Consider the following 17,324-nt stretch of genomic DNA (forward strand, 5'->3'; position numbering starts at 1 on the left):
CGAACAGGGCGTTCGCTCCAACCCCCCGGCGCGCGGACCTCACCGCGACGGCGAGGGCGTCCCGGGCGGCGGGTCGCCGATGGGCCCGGGGGTGTAGGTCCCCCACACCTCACGCTGGCCGCGGGTGACGGTCGGCGCCACCGCGTCCGGGGTGTACGGGTCGAGGCGCTCGACGATGCCCCAGTCGCGTTGGGGCTGGCCCTCGAGGTAGGTCGGCAGCTCGGTGCGCCGCTCGAGGACCTCGATCCACCCCAGGGGCCCGCCGGCGTTGGCCGACGACCAGTTCACGCCACCGGGACGGAGCTGGCTCGCGTCGGCGATGAGCCGGTAGCGCGCGACCTCGGCGATCCCGTCGCGCACGTCGAACGGCCGCAGGCAGGGGCTCGCGAACTGCACGGGCCACTCGAGGTAGCCGGGGTTCTCGGGGCCGAGGATCTCGGTCAGCGGAACGAGCTGGGGCCCGCGCATCGGGGCGATCGCGAGCCACCCGTCGGGACCCAGCGCGCGGTCCTGGGCGATGAGGCGCACCTCGTCGGCCTGCGCGCCGCGCCCCGCCGCCAGGTTGAGCCGGATCTCGCGCCATCCGGGCTCGCCGAAGCGGCCGTCGTCGATCGGGTCCTGCCCGAGGATGCGGACGCGGCCGTCGGGCAGGCGGTCGGCGTACTGCAGCGTCAGGAAGTTCCCGCCGTTGAGCCGCCCGGCGACGGTGAGGACGAGCGGCGTGGTGCCCGCGCGCAGCTCGTCGTCGAGCGAGTACCAGTCGGTGCGCAGGACCCCGGTGCCCGTACCCGCGTCGTCGTACGACCCGAGCGCCTCGTCGGCGAGCCCGTTGCGCAGCGAGTACTCGTAGCCCGACACGCCGGTGCCGCCGCCCACCGGCGGGCTGGCGCCGGCGAGGGAGAAGCCGGAGTTCGCCGGCCCCGGCTCGACGAACTGGGCCTCGGGGGCCGAGGCCGGGATGGTGTTGGCCGGCAGCGGCGCCGGGGTGGGCGTGGCCGAGGTCGTGGCCCCGGGTGTCGTGGACGTGGCGGGCGGGGTGGTGGTCGTGGTGCCGCCGCCGTCGGTGCCGCTGCTCGTGTCGCTGCCCGCCGACGAGGAGGTGCCGTCGGTGCCCGGCGTCGCGGTCGTCGTCGGGGTCGGCGGGGCGACGGTCGGCAGCACGCCGGGCGCGGACGGGGCGAGCCCGGTCGGCGCGGGCGCCGCGGGCAGGACGCCGGCGAGGGTGGACCCCTCGACGCGGACGCGGTCGGCGAGGCCGCAGCTGTCGCCGAAGGGGTGGTCGAGGACGTCGCCACCGAGGGAGAAGCTGCCGGCCTGGGCCTCGATGCCGTCGGTCATCGACACCATCTCGAACGCGAGCAGCGCCGCGCAGACCAGGGCGATCGGCGCCGAGCCCACCCGCAGCGCCCGGGCCCGCCGCTCCACGGTCGAGCCACCGCGCGTGCGGCGCAGCTTGCCCAGCGCCTCGCGCGGCGGGGCCAGCACCGCGCCGACCGCGGACGCCGCCGCCGACGGCTTGCCCGGCTCCTCGGGCTGGACGGGCGGGTCGGGTCGCGGCACGCCCCGGATGTGCTCGATCCCCGCGATGATCAGCAGGATCACCGAGACGCCCAGGCACAGCGTGTAGACCGGCCAGGGTTCGGTGAGGCCGTAGCCGAAGGGCCAGCCGTCCCAGATCGGCGGACCGCCGGCGAACGGCACGCCCCAGTTGTTCGTGTACCACCAGGTGTTCGGGCCGGTGAACGTCAGTGCCAGCACGGCGAACAGGGCCGCGAGGAACAGCATGCGGTTGCGCCGCGAGCGCAGGACGTCCGACGAGGTGGCCAGGGCGGTGAGCGCGGCCATTCCGGCGCCGAGGGCGGCGAACGCGCCGAAGTGGTGGGTCCACTTCGTCGGGGTCAGCGCGAGGACGGCGAACGCGATGACCGACGACCCGATGAGCCGCTGCGACGGCCCCAGCGCGGCGCCGGAGATCTTGTCGCGGCGCAGCAGGACGACCATGCACACCGCGATGGCGAGCATCAGCAGCAGCACCGGGAAGCGGCGCGCGAGCGAGCCGTCGGCCGCCGTGCCGAACAGCGACTGGTAGCGCACGACCTCCTGGAACCAGCTCCAGTTCGGCCCCAGCAGCGTGCGCAGGCGGGTGGCCTCCCACACCGCCGACCAGGTCTGGTCGGAGTAGATCGCGACGAGCACGAGCAGGCCGGACGCCGTCACCGGCGCGAGCACGGGCAGCCAGCCACCGAAGCGCACCCGCTCGATCACGAGCTTCCACAACGGTCGCGCCGCGGCGAGGAACGGGGCGACGGCGATGAACCCCGTCGGGGTCGCGGCGACCGCGAACGCCGCCGCGAGCAGGCCGAGCGCGACGGGGGCGAGGCGGCGGGTGGCGACCCCGCGCTCCACCGCGCAGAACGCGAGCAGGGCGGAGATGACGACGACGGGCTCGGGGCGCAGGCCGTTGTTGTAGGGCAGCCAGAACGCGAGGAAGACCATCGCCGCGGCCCACGCCGCGGCCTTCGACCGGCGGACCTGCTGGCCCAGGCGCGGCAGCATCTCGCGGCTGATGAGGATCCAGGACACGATCCCCATCGCCACCGACGGCACGCGCAGCCACAGCACCGAGTCGTCGATGCGGATCCACTGCGCGTAGAGCTCGTAGAACCAGCCGAACGGCGCCTCGGGGACGTTGAACCAGCGGTAGTAGTTGCCGATGTAGCCGGCCGACTCGCGGGCGCGCGCGATGCCGAGGATGTAGCCGTCGTCGGAGGTCTGGCTGCCGATGACGGCCCAGACGCCGAGCACGGCGGTCACCACGACGTCGCGCCCGGTCGGCCACCACCAGCCCTTCGGCGCCAGGCGCGGCGCCCGCCGGCCGGCGCGCACGTCGAGGGCGTGCAGCGCCCACACCCCGCCCGCGACCGCGAGGACGGCGAGCACGCCGGCGAGCACCTTGAGCGTGGTCGGCGACGTCTCGAACCGCGTGTCCGGCGTGATCGACACCGAGACGCCCGCGACGTCGTCCTGCGCGTCGTCGAGGTCGGAGTAGATGCCGACGACCTGCGGCCGGGCGTCGAACGGCAGCCGGATCTCCTGCCCGATGCCGAGGTCGATGAGGGTGGAGCCGGCGTCGGAGACGATCCGCACCGTGCAGTCCCCGGGCGGCACGGCGGCGTTCGCCATCTGCTGGCCGCGGTCGTTGAGGACGAGCTGGCCGTCGTCGACCGTCAGGCGCATGCCCACCTGCGCGCCGGGATCGGACAGCACCGGGTAGGTCGACACGACCGTCGCCGCCCCGCTGACCCGCGCGTCGAGCTCCTGGACCGCGCGGCACGGCACCGTGACGCTCATCGTCTCGGGCCGGTAGGCCACCAACGGAGCGTCGACCGGACGGGTGCCGGTGGTCGCGCTGGGCCACGTGATCGTCGCGGTGTCCTGGACCACGGGCAGGAACGGGAACAGCAGTGCCAGGCCGGTGCCGAGCAGGCCCAACCCGACCGCGAGCAGCCGCAACCACCACGGACCCCGGGTCGGACGCCCCCCGTCCGGGGTCTCGGACACGCCCGTGCCCGGGTGCCCCGGGCTGACGGTCTGTTCCGAGGTCAGCACGCTGCGAGGCTAGTCCGGGGGTCGGTGGGCCCCGTGAGGTGGACCTCCCCGTGGGGCACGTGTGGGTGATCGGTGAGACGGGTGTGACCTCAGCGCCGCAGGAAGCGTTCGCGCCGGCCGAGGCGGACCAGCGCGAGCCATTCGCGCAGCGCGGCCGGGTCGCGCCGAGAGACGAGGAAGTACCAGGCGAAGCGCAGGTGCTCGATCGCGCCGAACCGGCGCAGCCCGGGCTGGGCGAGCAGGTAGCCGCGGTTGCGGTAGGTGTAGTACCGCTTCGTGGCGTCGCCCGGGTCCTGGGCGTGCAGGCGCCCGCCGAGCATCGGCTTGAACTCCGCCGAGCCGTCGGGGTGGACGTACGCCGTGGTCAGGCACGTCCCGTACGGCAGGCCCGACCGCGCCAGGCGCCGGTGCACCTCGACCTCGTCGCCCCGCACGAACAGCCGCAGGTCGGGGACGCCGACGACGTCGAGTGTCGACGCGCGGAACAGCGCGCCGTTGAACAGGTGCGCGATGCCGGGCATGAGCTCGTCCCCGTCCGGCTCCGCGTAGGCGGCGAGCTCGCTGCGCCGGCGCATCCAGCGCAGGCCCTGGCGCAGGGGGAACGCGAGCCGGTCGGGGTCGGCGATGTCGGCGATCACCGGCGAGACCTCCGCGAGCCCCCGCCGGCGCGCGACGTCGAGCAGCGTCGCGAGCACGTGCTCGTCGACCGGCCGGCCGTCGTCGTCGGCGAGCCAGAGCCAGTCGGTGCCGCGGGCGAGCGCGGTGAGCATGCCCAGCGCGTAGCCGCCGGCGCCGCCGAGGTTGTGGTGCGACGGCAGGTAGGTGACCGGCAGCCCGCAGCTCTCGACGACCGCGCGGGTGTCCTCGTCGGGGCCGTTGTCGACGACGACGAGGTGGTCGGGCCGGCGGGTCTGCTTCGCGATCACCGCGAGGCCGTCGACCAGCAGGTCCGCCCGCTGCCGGGTGACGACGACGGCGGTGACGGTCTCGGTGTCGGTGCTGCTCACCCGGAGGAGCCCGCCCGCTCGAGGCGCTCGAGGGTCTCCGCACTGAGGTTCTCGAAGACGTCGCGGCCCTTGTAGTGGCTCACGACCTCGCGCAGCGGGCCCTGCTCGCGGATGACGCCGCCGTCCATCCAGATCGCGGTGTCGCAGAGCTCGACGAGGAACTCGTCGGAGTGCGAGGCGAACACGAGCATCCCGGAGCGCCCGACGAGGTCGCGCAGCCGGTCGCGGGCCTTCTCGAGGAACGCCGCGTCGACCGCGCCGATGCCCTCGTCGAGGATGAGGATCTCGGGGTCGATCGAGGTGACGACGCCCAGCGCGAGCCGCACGCGCATGCCGGTGGAGTAGGTGCGCAGCGGCATGCCGAGGTAGTCGCCGAGCTCGGTGAACTCGGCGATCTCGTCGACGCGGCGCTCCATCTCGCGGCGTGTCATGCCGAGGAAGAGGCCGCGGATGAGGATGTTCTCGTAGCCGGAGATCTCGGGGTCCATCCCGACGGCGAGGTCGAACACCGGCGCCACCCGGCCGCGGATGCTCGCCCGCCCGCGCGTCGGCTCGTAGATGCCGGCGAGCAGGCGCAGCAGCGTCGACTTGCCCGCGCCGTTGTGCCCGACGAGCCCGACGCGGTCGCCCTGGCCGAGGGTCAGGTCGACGTCGCGCAGCGCCTCGACCACCGGGACCTTCTGCGCGCTGATCCGCCCGCCGGCCCGGCCCAGGACGGACTTCTTGAGCGACCGGTTCTTGGCGTCGAAGATCGGGAACTCGACGCTGGCCCCACGGACCTCGATGCTGACCATCGTGCTCACACCCAGTACGCGACGCGGGAGCGGTAGTTGCGCAGCGCGATCAGCGCGAGCGTCCACCCGACGACCGTGATCCCACCGGCGACGGCCCAGTGGGTCCAGCTCTGCATCTGGCCCACGAGCGGCGCCCGGAAGATCTCGATGAAGTGGTAGAAGGGGTTCAGCTTCGCCAGCTGCTCGATGATCGCCTTGATGCTGCCCGGCTCGCCGCCGCGCAGCAGGTCGGTGGTCCAGATGATCGGCGTCATCGTGAAGAACAGCTGCATGAAGCTGCCGACCACCGGCGGGATGTCGCGGAAGCGCGCCGAGATGATGCCGAACAGCAGCGTCACCCACATGCCGTTGATGACGATGAGCACGAACGCCGGGATCGCGAGCAGCGCCCACCAGCTCAGGCCCGGGTGCAGGACGCCGGGCAGGTCCGCGGTGCCCGGCACGATGTTGACCATGCGGTAGGGCTCGTCGAGCTGGCGGAAGAAGATCGCGAGCACCACGACGTAGACGACGACGTTGTGCGCGAAGAAGAGGATCTGCCGCCACACCGTGCGGAAGACGTAGATCATCAGCGGCGCCGGCAGGAAGCGGATGAGGCCCTCGTTGGCGATGAAGGTCTCGGTGCCCTCCAGCACGCAGGCGCTGATGAAGTACCAGATCATGAAGCCGACGGTCACGTACGGCATGAACGTGCCGATGGGCTGGCCGAACAGCTGCGAGTAGAGCCCGCCGAGCGCGGCGGCGGTGACCGCCATGCTGATCGTGATCCACAGCGGCCCGATCACCGAGCGGCGGTAGCGCTGCTTGATGTCCTGCCAGCCGAGGTGGCCCCACAGCTCGCGCTGCGCGACCGCGGCCCGGATGTCCCCGAACGCACGTCCCCAGCTGCGCGGGGACGGCGCGTGCTCCACGGGCGCCGAGTCGTCGGCGTCCTGGCGCGCGAGTGCGGGGACGGCCACGAGGCGTGAGCGTACCTGCGCGGGTGGCCGGTCCCGGTGGACCGGCTCCCGCAGTGGCCCGCCTCTCGTTCCCTCGCCCGTCAGAGGTACTGGCCCGTGGCCTGGCCGCCTGCCGCGCCGGCACCGGACCCGGCGGGCAGCCCGCGGCGCATCTGCTCGAGCTGCACCTTCGCCGCCATCTGCTGGGCGACGAGCGCGGTCTGGATGCCGTGGAACAGGCCCTCGAGCCAGCCGACGAGCTGGGCCTGGGCGATGCGCAGCTCGCCGGCCGACGGGGGCTCCTCGGCGGAGAACGGCTCGATGAGGCGGCCGAGCTCCTCGCGCAGCTCCGGGGCGAGCGCGGACTCGAGCTCGCGCAGCGACGAGGCGTGGATCTCCCGCAAGCGCCCGCGGCTCGCGTCGTCGAGGTCGGCCTCGCGGACCTCCTCGAGCAGCTGCTTGATCATCATGCCGATGCGCATGACCTTCGCGGGCTCCTCGACGGCCTCCGAGAGGTCCTCGCGCCGCTCGGCCGGCGCCTCACCCTCGTGACCGCCGGCGTCGTCGGCCCCCGCGCCGGCCGCGTGGCCGTCGTCGGGGACCCGCACGGTACCGACCGGCTGCCCGTCCGGGCCGACGACCATGACCTGGTCGCCGCGGGTGGGCGCGGAGGGACGGTTCCCGGGTGCCTCGCTCATGCCTCCATCCTCCACACAGCGGCGTGTGGCGCCCGCCCGGCGCCCGCCCACCGCCTGCTGCCGTCAGCTGAGCTGACCGCCGTCGTCGGCCCGCACGGCGCTCCGTACCCTCCGAAGGCATGACGTTCGACGTCGCTCGGGTCCGTGGGCTGGTGCCTGCGCTGGGTGACGGATGGGTGCACCTGGACGGCCCGACGGGCATGCAGGTCCCCGAACAGGTGGCGACGGCCGTCTCCTCGGCACTCCGCGCACCCGTCTCCCGGCCCGGCGGGGTCTTCCCGGCCTCGCAGCGCGGCGGCGCCATCGTCGAGGCCGCCCGGCGCGCGGTCGCGGACCTCGTGGGCGCCGACCCCAAGGGCGTCGTCCTCGGGCCCGGGCCCGCGCCGCTGCTCGAGCGGCTCGCCGACGCCCTGGGCGCCGACTGGGACCTCGGCGACGAGGTCGTCGTCTCCCGCCTCGACGACGCCGCGAACGTCGCGCCGTGGGAGCGGGCGGCGCAGCGCGCGGGCGGGCGGCTGCGCACCGCCGAGATCGACGTCGAGACCTGCGAGCTGCCGAGCTGGCAGTTCGACGAGCTCCTGGGCGAGCGCACCCGGGTCGTCGCGATCACCGCGGCGGATCCCGCGATCGGCACGCGCACCGAGGTCGCCGCGATCGCGCGCAAGGTCCACGCCCTGCCGCACCGCGGCGCCGGGGTCGAGCCCCTGATGGTCGTCGACGCGAGCGCGGCCGCGCCGTTCCTGCCGCTGGACCTCGACACGATGGGCGCCGACGTCATGGTGCTCTCGGCCGCGGCGTGGGGCGGGCCGCCGGTCGGCGCGCTGGTGTTCCGCAACCCCGACCTGCTCGACCGCCTGCCCGCGGCCTCGCTCGACTCCTCCGCCAAGGGCCCCGAGCGCCTCGAGGTCGGCGACGCGCCGTACGCCCTGCTCGCCGGGCTCGTCGCGTCGATCGACTACCTCGCCGACCTCGACGACCACGCCGCCGGCCCCCGCCGCGACCGCGTGCTGACGTCGATGAGCTCCGTGCGCAGCCACCAGGACGAGCTGACCGCCTACCTGGTCTCCGAGCTGCGCTTCCTGCCCGGCGTCATGGTCATCGGCGAGCCCCCGCGCCGCATCCCGGTCGTCGCCTTCACCGTGGCCGGGCGCACGGCCCGCGAGGTCGCCGAGCGCGTCGCCGAGCACGGCGTCTGCGTGCTCACCGACACCGGCGACGCCGGCGCGCTGGAGGTGCTGGGCGGGGCGGAGGTCGGCGGCGTCGTGCGCGTCGGCCTCGCGCACTACACCACCCGCGCCGAGATCGACACGCTCGTCAGCGCCCTCGCCCGCCTCTGACCGGGACTCAGCCGCCCAGCACCCCGTCCTCGTCCTGCACGACGAGCACGAGCTTGCCGACGACCCCGCCCGCGTCGAGCGCCTCGTGGGCCCGGGACGCCTCGGCGACGGGGAGGTACTCGTGGATCACCGGGCGGATGCGGCCCTGGCCCACCAGCGGCCAGAGGTCGTCGCGCGTGGCGGCGACGATCGCGCCCTTGCCGTCGGGGCCCTCGACGGGCCGGCCGCGCAGGGTCGTGGTGCTGATCGAGAGCCGCCGACCGAGCATGGCGCCGAGGTTGATCTCGGTCTTCGCGCCGCCCATGAGCCCGATGATCACGAGACGCCCGCCGGTCGCCAGCGAGGCGAGGTTCGCCTTGAGCATCGAGGCGCCCATGTTGTCGAGGATGACGTCGACGCCGCGGTCGTCGGTGGCCTTGTCGACCTCGGTCTTCAGGTCGTCGTGGTAGTCGATCGCGAGATCGGCGCCGAGGTCCAGGCAGGTCTGCAGGCGCTCCGGCGAGCCCGCCGTCGCGATCACCCGGGCGCCGAGCGCCTTGCCGACCTGGATCGCGTGGGTACCGATGCCACCCGACCCGCCGTGCACGAGCAGCGTCTCGCCCTCGCGCAGGTGCCCGGTCATGGCGAGGTTCGACCACACCGTGCAGGCGACCTCGGGCAGCCCGCCCGCGTCGGTCAGCGACACGCCGTCGGGCACCGGGAGCAGCTGGACCGCCGGGACCGCGACCTTCTCGGCGTAGCCGCCGCCGGCCAGCAGCGCGCAGACCTCGTCGCCCACCGACCAGCCCGTCACCCCGGCGCCCAGCGCCGAGATCCGGCCCGAGCACTCCAGGCCCGGGATCTCCGACGCGCCGGGCGGCGGCGGGTAGTTGCCCTGGCGCTGCATGACGTCGGCGCGGTTGACCGCCGAGGCGACGACGTCGACGACGACCTCGCCCTCGCCGGGCTCCGGGTCGGGGTGCTCGACCCACTCGAGGACCTCGGGACCGCCGGGCTCGCGGATGCTGATCGCGTACACGAGGCGCGACGCTAGCGCCGACGACGCGCCGCCGCCGCGTCCCGTACCGCGAGTACGTGTCTCGCACTATCCTGCGGGGATGGCCGAGCAGGAGCCGCGCTGGCTCGACCCCGTCGAGTGGCACGCGTGGCGCAACTACATCGCGGGCCAGGCCCTCCTCGCGGGCCGGCTCAACCGCGAGCTGTCGGACGCCCACGGGCTCTCCCTCGCCGACTACGAGATCCTGGTCCGGCTCTCCGAGCAGCAGGACCACCGGATGCGGATGAGCCTGCTCGCGGAGGAGGTCGTCGCGTCGAAGTCGCGGCTCTCCCACCAGGTCTCCCGGCTCGAGGCCGACGACCTCGTCCGTCGCGAGCTGTGCCCGTCCGACGGCCGCGGCGTCTTCGCCGTCCTCACCGAGCACGGCTTCGACGTGCTGCGCCGCGCCGCGCCCGACCACCTCGAGGGCGTCCGCGCCCACTTCGTCGACCTGCTCGACGACCACGAGCGCAAGGTCATCGGCGACGTGTTCGAGCGGGTGCAGACCAAGCTGCGCGCCGACTCCTGACCGGCCCTTACCCTGGCCCGCGGAAGCGTGGCAGAGCGGCCGATTGCATCCGCCTTGAAAGCGGACGTCACGAGAGTGACCGGGGGTTCGAATCCCCCCGCTTCCGCAGGTGAGAGCCGGTGCGGACGTTCTTCACGGCTCATCGGTGATCCAGTGACAGCGGTCGATGACAGCAACGGGTCACTCCTTGGGCTGGTCGTTGGTGGGCGTGCCGAGCTGGTCGTCGAGCAGGCCGAGAGCCTCACGCTGGCTGTCGAGGCTGACGTGGCCGTACACGTTCATGGTCATTTCGATGGCCGAGTGGCCGACGATCTCCATGACGATCCGGGGGTTCACCCCGAGCGAGAGCAGCAGCGTCACGCAGGTGTGGCGCATGTCGTGGAGGCGGACCCGGCGGAAGCCGTGCTTGGCGCACAGGTCCACGAACAGCCGTGAGACGTAGGACGGCTCGAGCGGCGTCCCGACGCCGGTGGTGAACACGTACTCGGTGTCCTGCCAGCGCAGCCGGCCGGCGTTGGCCCGCTCCTTCGCCTGCCGGTCGCCGTGGGCGCGCAGCACGTGGACGCAGATCGGGGGCAGCGGCACCGTGCGCGTCGAGCGCCGTGTCTTGGTCGGCAGCTCCCGCAGCTCGCCCTCCACGCGCTGGAGCCCCCGTGCGATCTTGAGCGCGGGACTGCACCGCTACTACAAGGCTCATGGCTGGTCTCACGTCCGCAAAGTCGACGCGCCGTGGCGCCCGTCAGGCGCGCTCTTCCAACGCCCTGCCCTGAGATCGACGGTCTATCCCGATTGATGCGTTCACGTCCACGATTCTGCTGGCCGACAAGCCGTACGTCGTCGTCTGGAAACTCCCGGCGCGCCTCCTCCTAAGGCAGGGGGCGTCGACCAGGTCTGCCATATCCTCGACCACGCCGATCTCAACCTGTGTCGGAAGGCTCGCGCCAGACTCGACCGGCAGGCCTGAGTGGCGAGAAGCCTTCGCGTGCCGTGTAACTTGCGAGACGACGACAGCGTGGCATGGACGCCCGGAGTCAGAGGGGGCCGTCTCGTGTCCGGGCCTTTCGGCCTAGTTTCGGGACGGTCTTTCGGCCCTGCAAGCTGGGGACTTTGCTCAGTTCCCTTTCAGCCCACAACGCGCGACAACCGTTCGCACGTACGCGTGCGGGGGAGAACGCGATGATTGAACGACCCAAATTTGGTGCAGGCCGTCTAGTGCAAGGCGAATTGCAGCGACTACCACCGGTGCAGCTGCGACGTCAGAATGGGTTCGGTCCACAATAAGTCGTCATTGAGAGCATTGCGTTTGCACCGCCCCCGGGTGCCCTTCCTCAATCGCATCCAGATGGCGACAACATGTGACCCGGTCCGGCGAGCCTTGCCCGTCAACAGCACCCGCCTGCGGCTCGAGGACCTCCGCGTGGCCTCGGTGGGCGCCGCGTTGAGCATCGAAGGAGGAGTATTGTCATGAACGAGGCACTCATCTCGCAAGCCGTGACCGCCGTCGGAGTGTTCATCGCGGCTGTGACACTGGTTTCAACAGTCGCGATGTACTTCTATAGAATGCAGTACGACCGCGCACTTAAGATGAAGTCCCAGCTTACGGTTTTCGAGAATCACATTGTTCGGTTGGCTGAGATGCTCGACCGGGACTTTGCTGATGACATCGCCTCAACGGTGGTCGATGAGAGTCGTTTCGACGAATTCTTCAAGTCGTTGTACGACGCTCTCCCGGATTCGGATGAGTTTCAGAAACGCGCAGACGAGTTTATCGACAAGGTGGGCATATTTCCGGTTATACATACAAAAGGTACGAAGGTCTATGAAGATCTGCTGTCACGAACCGCAGATATCGCGTCTTGCTATCGTCAAAGCTATCCCGCGCTGTTTCGGGTGATGTGGACGTCTCACACGTTGTTCAGTCTGGCTCTCCGCAACTATAGGCGAGAGGCGAGAGATGAAGGCAATTGGCAAGAGATCCTCTCGGGCACTTATTTCGCGAAGGGTGAGTTTAGTAGCGTTCGGCGACTTCGCATCGAGTTTGCCGCTCATCTTCGGCGAACGTACCTGAGGTTTCCCGAGGGCATGCTTGACGCTCTATTACACATGAATCACCTGGTCATGAAGGCCTACCTCGACCTCAGTCCGCTCAGGTTGACTCGGCAAGCAACTAGGGAAAAGCGGGTTGACATGCAACCCATGGAGGCAACTCAGGAGTATGCGCAGGACCTAGTGCATGCGCGAGTCGGCTTGGAAACTATCTTGTCCCGAGATGACCAGCTAACTTATGAGGAGATCATCGAACGCTTCGAGAGGGCGGTATCCTAATTTGCTCTGTGTGTTGTAATGAAGCTTGCGTTCCTCAAGCCACTGATAGGCGCCAGCCAGGCCTTGTGTCTCAGCGATTTCGAATAATTTTAGCTGTCCGGCCCCTGTGCTGAGCCAGACCCACGTATCAACCGCCAAGCCGAGTCGTACATCTGCTTCCTGGTCCTCGTCGACAATCTCCTCGTCCGTCGCGTCTTGGCCTAGGCTGGCGAGCGCGGAGATCGCGTTGGCCGCGTGACCAAGTGAGTTGGCGGCAGCCGTCGGAGGCTTCCTCCCACTCCCACCAGCGAGCCAGGCAGTGGCCTCGTAGGTGTCGACGGCATGGGCGAGGAGTTGCATGGGGGTGCGGCCGCCCTGACTGCGGCCGTGCTTGTCGGCGGCGCCGGTGACTTCGTGGGCCATCTTGGTGAAGTAGTCGGCCAGGTCGCCCTCGCCGAGCTGGGCCTTGCGCAGGTCCCAGCCGTGCTCGTCGGAAGCGTCGAACCCCTTGCGCTCCAACGCACGGCGCCAACGCCCGAACATGCGCGCGCCGACCCCGGCGGCGACGAGCTCGGCGGACACGTCGTCGGCGAAGCACAACAGGGCGTGGACGTGAACGTGCCACCCGTTGGCGCCGTCGGTGACCTCCACGACTCGCGCCCAGCCGAGCAGGCCGCCGAACAGCGCGGAGTCCTTGACCCAGGTGGAGCCGGAGGTGACGGCGGCCCAGGCGTAGCCGAGCACGTCCCAGCAGCCCTCCTTCGCCTTGATCGCGGCGAGTTCGATCTCCTCGGCCTCGGCGGCGCGCTCGTCTACGTCCCACCCGTTGGCGTCGGCGACCTCACGGTCGGAGCGACGTTCCTCGAGCAGGTCTCGCCGCCGCCGCTCGGTGGTCGAGAGGCCGAGACGGTCGCCGCGGGCGTGGCGCATGGTGAGGGTGAACATGAATGCGCTGCCGCCGCGTTCGTGGACCGCGCGCATGACCGCGGCCAAGTCGTCGGCTCGGCGGGTGGCGACCTTGACCGCACATACCGGGCAGCTCCATACCGAGCCGCAGTGCTTGAGCCCGCCGTAGGCCGCCGAGTGGGTGCCGTCCTTGTTCGTGATCACCCCCAGCGTCGGGCCTGCGTCCGGTCCGCCGATCTTGTGGCCGCACTGCTGCACCCGCTTCAACTGCGAGACGCGGCGGAGCTGACGGCGGCGGGTCCAGCGGTCCCGGCGGCGAGCCTGGGAACGCTCCTGACGCTGCTGTTCGACGGACTCGGCACCCTTGCCCGCACCACCAGCACGCCCCGGGCCACGGCGGTTGGGGGTGTGGTCCTCGCGGCGGCGTCCAGGTCGAAGAGCTGTTGCCCCTTTACCGAGAACCCGCCCGCTCACCGGGCACCACCAGCGGTCAGAGCCGGCGCTGGCGCGCCGGCGTGGCCCGGCCCTGCCGGGCCACGCCTCCCCGCACCCCCAATGACTGCGTCGGGGGCGGGGCGGCGGACCCGGGCGGGCCAGGCCACCAGCCAGGCAGCGACAGCGAGGACCTGAACCACGGCGGCGACCAGGAGCAGCACGAGCCTCGGCCTCCGGCGGCCAGGCGCTCCGCCCTGGACCAGGGCACCGACCTCAGGAGAGCCCACCAGTGCGACGAGCTCGGGACAGTGGTGGTGGTCGGGGCGGGGCCTCACCCACGACGACGCGCCCGAGGACTGCCAGACCGCCCGCACAGCCGCAAGCGCCATCAGACAGCACAGCCGGCAATGGACGACAGGGGCGCTTGCACCCGCACGAGCGGCCCGGCAGAGCAGAGCCCGCGCCGCCGAGGGAGAGACCTCGAAGCCGGCCCGCGGCGAAGGAGGTAACGCCGAACGGCTTCTACCGATTGTGATAGTGCGCACAGGTCTCCCGCCTGTTGCACCTTTCGGCATCCCAGGGGGGAAACGATCATGAAGGTGTTCGCACGATCGGCCGCTACTGTCGCCCTCGTTGTTGGCGTGACCTTGGCGAGCGGCGCGCCGGTCGCCATGGCGTCTGCGCCCGCGGAAGCGACGTCGAGCCAGCATGTCAACGCCGGTCGCGGCGGGAACGGTGGATGTACGAACCCGAACTTCTGCGCCGGCGAGGACGGCAACCACGGCTCGCAGCGCGAGAAGATCAAGAAGTTCAAGCAGCAGCTCCGCCGAGCAATCGAGAGGGCCATCGAGAGGGCCCGCGAGCACCACGGAGGGGGCGGCGGCGGCTGCAACCCGGTCTTCTGTCCAGCCTGATCGTGGGCGGCCGTTCGTGGCTGGTCGGGTGTTGATCTGACAGCGAAGGGTGACAGCAGCGGTGCTGTCACCGAGGACGTCCGAGAGGGTCCGCGCGACGGGACTGCCGCAGCTCAGAGGCCAGGTCGGACGTCGCTTAGGCGTCTTGAAAGCGGACGTCACGAGAGTGACCGGGGGTTCGAATCCCCCCGCTTCCGCAGGGGAGACCTGGTGCGGACGATCCACGCGCAGATGGCAGCTCGGCGCGCGCACCTTCAGCAGCACCCAGCTCGACCATGTCACCCACCACGCCCGGGTCCTGGTCGACATCAGGGGATCGGAGACACCCTTCGGCGCGCTCCGGGCCCACGCGCTGATCGTGCGCAACGGGCTGACCAGCTTCGCCACCGAACGGTCGCTGACCCTCGCGGTGTGGTTCGACGACGCGCTCGGGCCGTGGGCGGACCCTGGCCAACCGGTCTCGATCGATCCGGTCGAGGACGCCTGAGCCCCGACGGCGCGCAGCGGTGCCCGCCCGTTGAAAAGGCGGTGGTTGGTCCGGTACTGATGACGAGCTCTCCCTGCAGTCGACCCAGCGGCTGGCTCGGAGGACTGGACGACGACTCCTGAGGAGCAGCCATGACGCTGCCGGGTGGAAACGATCAGTTCACCGCTCCAGCCGACGTCTACCGAGCCGAAGGAGCCTTGATCGAGAGGCTCGGCCTGGATGTCGACGCGGCCGCGGCGATGCTGCGGAGAGAAGCAGCGGACAGGGCGATCGCCATCGTGGATGTCGCCCGCGAGGTGCTCACGGGGGAACGGTCCTGCGAACCAGTTCTCGACCCCTGGGGGAGCTGTTAGAGGTGAGCGCAGCGTCGACGAGCCGGAGCTGACGACCCGCGTCGCCGAGGGACTGACGTGGCGCCGCCCGGGGCCGCGACGACGTGCCCGCGCGCATACTGATGTAGTGGACGGTGCAACGGTCATCGGCCTGGTCCTGAACGTCGGCGTGATCCTCGTGCTCCTGGTGCCGGGCCTCGTCGCCCTGTACGTGAAGGTGTGTGGTCGCCCGGGCGGTCGGTCGGGCCGGGCCGGGGAGCGTGCCGCGGAGATCGTGGACGTCTTCAGTCCGGGACAGCGTCGCCAGGTCGAGCAGATGGAGGTCTCGGACTCGTTGCGCGTCGACGCCGAGACCGGAGACGGTGACCCTCTGGAGCAGTTCCCCGACCCCGACGGCGTCCGCGACCAGCTCGACCCGGAGCACGTCCACGAGGTCCGGCGAGTGCGCACCGCAGGCGCACGGCGCCCTCCATCGGGGAGTGGACGTCCCGCGGAGGACCGGGGTCCGGACCCCCGCTTCCGCCGGGTGTGACGACGAGGAGACCCGTGCCGTTCGCGATTGCCCTGCCGACCGCCGACCGTCGGGTCGCGCACGACTTCTACCGCGCTGCGTTCGATCTCGAGCCGATCGGCGAGCCGGCCGAGGACGGCGTGCCCGAGCCGCTCCGGTTCCGTCTCGACGCCGAGGTCGAGCTCGTCCTCGTCCCCACCGGTGGCTTCGGCTGGATCACGGCCGATCACGAGGTGGCGGCGCGCGGCACGAGCGAGTGCCTGCTGAGCCGGATCGTCGCCTCGCCTTCCGAGGTCGACGCCCTCACCGAGCGGGCCGTGACCGCCGGCGCGACGGTCGCGGTCGCGCCCGCCGACCCCGGATGGGGCTACCAGAGCACCGTCGCCGACCCGGACGGCCACCTGTGGCTCATCCAGGTCGGCTGGTGATCTGCCGACGCAGCCTAGGGACGCTCGTCGCCCGGGTCCTCGTCGCGGAGCTTGTCCAGGATCTCCTGGATGTCGTCGCGGTCGCGCGGCGGCCGGACCCGCCGGTTCTCGAAGGCGTTGCGCTGGAACTGTGGCGCGAGGGCGCGCCAGACCTCCTTCTTCATGGCGTCGTCCACGGCGTGCGCCAGCTCGCCGTCGGGCTCGGCAGGAGGGGGCCCGGCAGGAGGGGTCTCGTCCTCGTCGCCGCTCATCGATCACCTCGGCACGTCGCGGTGAGCAGAGAGTGCCCCGCCGGACCGGTCGTGTACCACCGGAAAATGGTCACGACCCGGCGGCCGCTCCGGCACCACGGACGCCGTCGCGCAGTTCGGTGGGCGCCACCACGAGGTCCCCGGGCCCGATGCGCCGGGGCTCGGGGCGCGGCGCGCCCGCGTACACCTCGGCCACGAGCCGCGCCAGGCGGGTGCTGGCGGCGCGGTAGAAACGGGTCTGCGTCCAGCGTCCGAACACGCCGAAGCCGAGGGCGACGATCGGGTTGGGGATGCGGGCGCGGCTGGAGACGCCCGTGATGAGGAACTCGACGCGGCCGGTGTCCAGGTTCTTGATCACCTCGTAGACCAGCCAGCCCCGCTCCAGGTGGTGCTCGAGGGTCCGGTAGCTCCAGCCCCAGGAGCGCTCGCGGGTGCCGTCGGCGCGGTCGCGGACCTCGTCCACCTCGACGTCGACCCGCACGCCCATGGGGAAGCGCAGCAGGGAGAAGCGCCCCTCGAGCAGCATGTCCCGCCCGACGAGCGGGGCGTCGGCGTGGAAGTACGCACGCATGATCTTCGGCTCGGCGAACTCGTAGTCGTGCACGAGCCGGCAGGCCAGCTGGAACGGCCCGTCGGGCACCGGCTCGCCGGGCACCTCGTCACCGAGCAGGTGACGCACGCGGTCGTGGTGCCAGCCACGGCCCTCGGTGTCGGACGGGTCGTAGTTCAGCCCGTACTCGGCGATCTCGCGCAGGCCGCGCGCCGGATCGGGGTGGGCCGTGAACCTCACGCGGTGTTCTCCCTCGCT

The 17,324-nt window shown here is 71.4% G+C and carries 18 protein-coding genes and 1 tRNA gene; 9 read left to right on the top strand and 10 right to left on the bottom strand.

What is annotated here, in order from left to right; all coding sequences use genetic code 11:
* Positions 1–39 precede the first annotated feature (39 nt).
* From PGB27_RS13745 to PGB27_RS13765, 5 genes are all read right to left on the bottom strand, one after another.
* The gene (locus tag PGB27_RS13745) at positions 40–3,609 is read right to left on the bottom strand and encodes an arabinosyltransferase domain-containing protein (protein WP_274200920.1); all 3,570 of its coding nucleotides are present in this window, start codon (positions 3,607–3,609) and stop codon (positions 40–42) included.
* A gap of 89 nt (positions 3,610–3,698) precedes the next feature.
* On the bottom strand, positions 3,699–4,616 hold the full coding sequence (gene glfT1, locus PGB27_RS13750; protein WP_274200921.1) for a galactofuranosyltransferase GlfT1: 918 nt from the start codon (positions 4,614–4,616) through the stop codon (positions 3,699–3,701).
* Positions 4,613–5,410, bottom strand: coding sequence for a galactan export ABC transporter ATP-binding subunit Wzt/RfbE (wzt, locus tag PGB27_RS13755; protein WP_274201099.1), 798 nt, complete (start codon positions 5,408–5,410; stop codon positions 4,613–4,615). Before wzt ends, glfT1 begins: the two co-directional genes overlap by 4 nt.
* A gap of 5 nt (positions 5,411–5,415) precedes the next feature.
* Positions 5,416–6,369, bottom strand: coding sequence for a galactan export ABC transporter permease subunit Wzm/RfbD (gene wzm / locus PGB27_RS13760; protein WP_274200922.1), 954 nt, complete (start codon positions 6,367–6,369; stop codon positions 5,416–5,418).
* A gap of 80 nt (positions 6,370–6,449) precedes the next feature.
* Positions 6,450–7,046, bottom strand: a complete 597-nt coding sequence (locus PGB27_RS13765) for a bacterial proteasome activator family protein (RefSeq protein ID WP_274200923.1) — start codon at positions 7,044–7,046, stop codon at positions 6,450–6,452.
* A gap of 119 nt (positions 7,047–7,165) precedes the next feature.
* Between PGB27_RS13765 and PGB27_RS13770 the strand changes: the two genes are divergently transcribed.
* Positions 7,166–8,383 carry a cysteine desulfurase-like protein gene (locus PGB27_RS13770; protein ID WP_274200924.1) on the top strand — a complete coding sequence of 406 codons (1,218 nt, stop codon included), beginning with the start codon at positions 7,166–7,168 and terminating at the stop codon, positions 8,381–8,383.
* Between the two features lie 7 nt (positions 8,384–8,390).
* On the opposite strand, the gene PGB27_RS13775 is transcribed toward PGB27_RS13770, so the two are convergent.
* Complete coding sequence (locus PGB27_RS13775; protein ID WP_274200925.1) at positions 8,391–9,401, bottom strand: NAD(P)H-quinone oxidoreductase; 1,011 nt, start codon at positions 9,399–9,401, stop codon at positions 8,391–8,393.
* Between the two features lie 79 nt (positions 9,402–9,480).
* On the opposite strand from PGB27_RS13775, the gene PGB27_RS13780 reads away from it, so the two are divergent.
* Together PGB27_RS13780 and PGB27_RS13785 are read left to right on the top strand one after the other, a co-directional pair.
* Positions 9,481–9,948, top strand: coding sequence for a MarR family winged helix-turn-helix transcriptional regulator (locus PGB27_RS13780; protein ID WP_274200926.1), 468 nt, complete (start codon positions 9,481–9,483; stop codon positions 9,946–9,948).
* A 21-nt stretch (positions 9,949–9,969) separates the two neighbouring features.
* Positions 9,970–10,054, top strand: a tRNA-Ser gene (locus PGB27_RS13785).
* 74 nt (positions 10,055–10,128) lie between these two features.
* Here the strand turns inward: PGB27_RS13785 and PGB27_RS13790 are convergent.
* A complete protein-coding gene (locus tag PGB27_RS13790) occupies positions 10,129–10,587 on the bottom strand; it encodes a site-specific integrase (protein ID WP_274200927.1) in 459 nt (152 codons plus the stop codon).
* 825 nt (positions 10,588–11,412) lie between these two features.
* Between PGB27_RS13790 and PGB27_RS13795 the strand changes: the two genes are divergently transcribed.
* Positions 11,413–12,273 (top strand): hypothetical protein, encoded by an 861-nt coding sequence (locus PGB27_RS13795; protein WP_274200928.1) that lies wholly within the window; start codon positions 11,413–11,415, stop codon positions 12,271–12,273.
* Here the strand turns inward: PGB27_RS13795 and PGB27_RS13800 are convergent.
* Positions 12,226–13,425 (bottom strand): hypothetical protein, encoded by a 1,200-nt coding sequence (locus tag PGB27_RS13800; protein ID WP_274200929.1) that lies wholly within the window; start codon positions 13,423–13,425, stop codon positions 12,226–12,228. The two genes, PGB27_RS13795 and PGB27_RS13800, sit on opposite strands and share 48 nt — an antisense overlap.
* Before the next feature lie 761 nt (positions 13,426–14,186).
* On the opposite strand from PGB27_RS13800, the gene PGB27_RS13805 reads away from it, so the two are divergent.
* The 5 genes from PGB27_RS13805 (at position 14,187) to PGB27_RS13825 (ending at position 16,265) form a co-directional block, all read left to right on the top strand.
* A complete protein-coding gene (locus PGB27_RS13805) occupies positions 14,187–14,507 on the top strand; it encodes a hypothetical protein (protein ID WP_274200930.1) in 321 nt (106 codons plus the stop codon).
* Positions 14,508–14,673: 166 nt separating this feature from the next.
* Complete coding sequence (locus PGB27_RS13810) at positions 14,674–14,994, top strand: hypothetical protein (RefSeq protein WP_274200931.1); 321 nt, start codon at positions 14,674–14,676, stop codon at positions 14,992–14,994.
* A 131-nt stretch (positions 14,995–15,125) separates the two neighbouring features.
* Entirely contained in the window at positions 15,126–15,347 is a 222-nt protein-coding gene (locus PGB27_RS13815) for an ANTAR domain-containing protein (RefSeq protein ID WP_274200932.1), read from the top strand.
* Between the two features lie 106 nt (positions 15,348–15,453).
* Entirely contained in the window at positions 15,454–15,858 is a 405-nt protein-coding gene (locus PGB27_RS13820; RefSeq protein WP_274200933.1) for a hypothetical protein, read from the top strand.
* 14 nt (positions 15,859–15,872) lie between these two features.
* Positions 15,873–16,265: a VOC family protein gene (locus PGB27_RS13825; RefSeq protein ID WP_274200934.1), complete on the top strand. Its 393-nt coding sequence runs from the start codon at positions 15,873–15,875 to the stop codon at positions 16,263–16,265.
* Positions 16,266–16,279: 14 nt separating this feature from the next.
* On the opposite strand, the gene PGB27_RS13830 is transcribed toward PGB27_RS13825, so the two are convergent.
* Both PGB27_RS13830 and PGB27_RS13835 read right to left on the bottom strand, forming a co-directional pair.
* Positions 16,280–16,516: a hypothetical protein gene (locus PGB27_RS13830; RefSeq protein ID WP_274200935.1), complete on the bottom strand. Its 237-nt coding sequence runs from the start codon at positions 16,514–16,516 to the stop codon at positions 16,280–16,282.
* A 70-nt stretch (positions 16,517–16,586) separates the two neighbouring features.
* Positions 16,587–17,306 carry a DUF1990 family protein gene (locus tag PGB27_RS13835; RefSeq protein WP_274200936.1) on the bottom strand — a complete coding sequence of 240 codons (720 nt, stop codon included), beginning with the start codon at positions 17,304–17,306 and terminating at the stop codon, positions 16,587–16,589.
* Positions 17,307–17,324: the final 18 nt, after the last annotated feature.

The organism is Actinomycetospora lemnae (assembly GCF_028737315.1).
In the GTDB taxonomy this organism is placed as follows: domain Bacteria; phylum Actinomycetota; class Actinomycetes; order Mycobacteriales; family Pseudonocardiaceae; genus Actinomycetospora; species Actinomycetospora lemnae.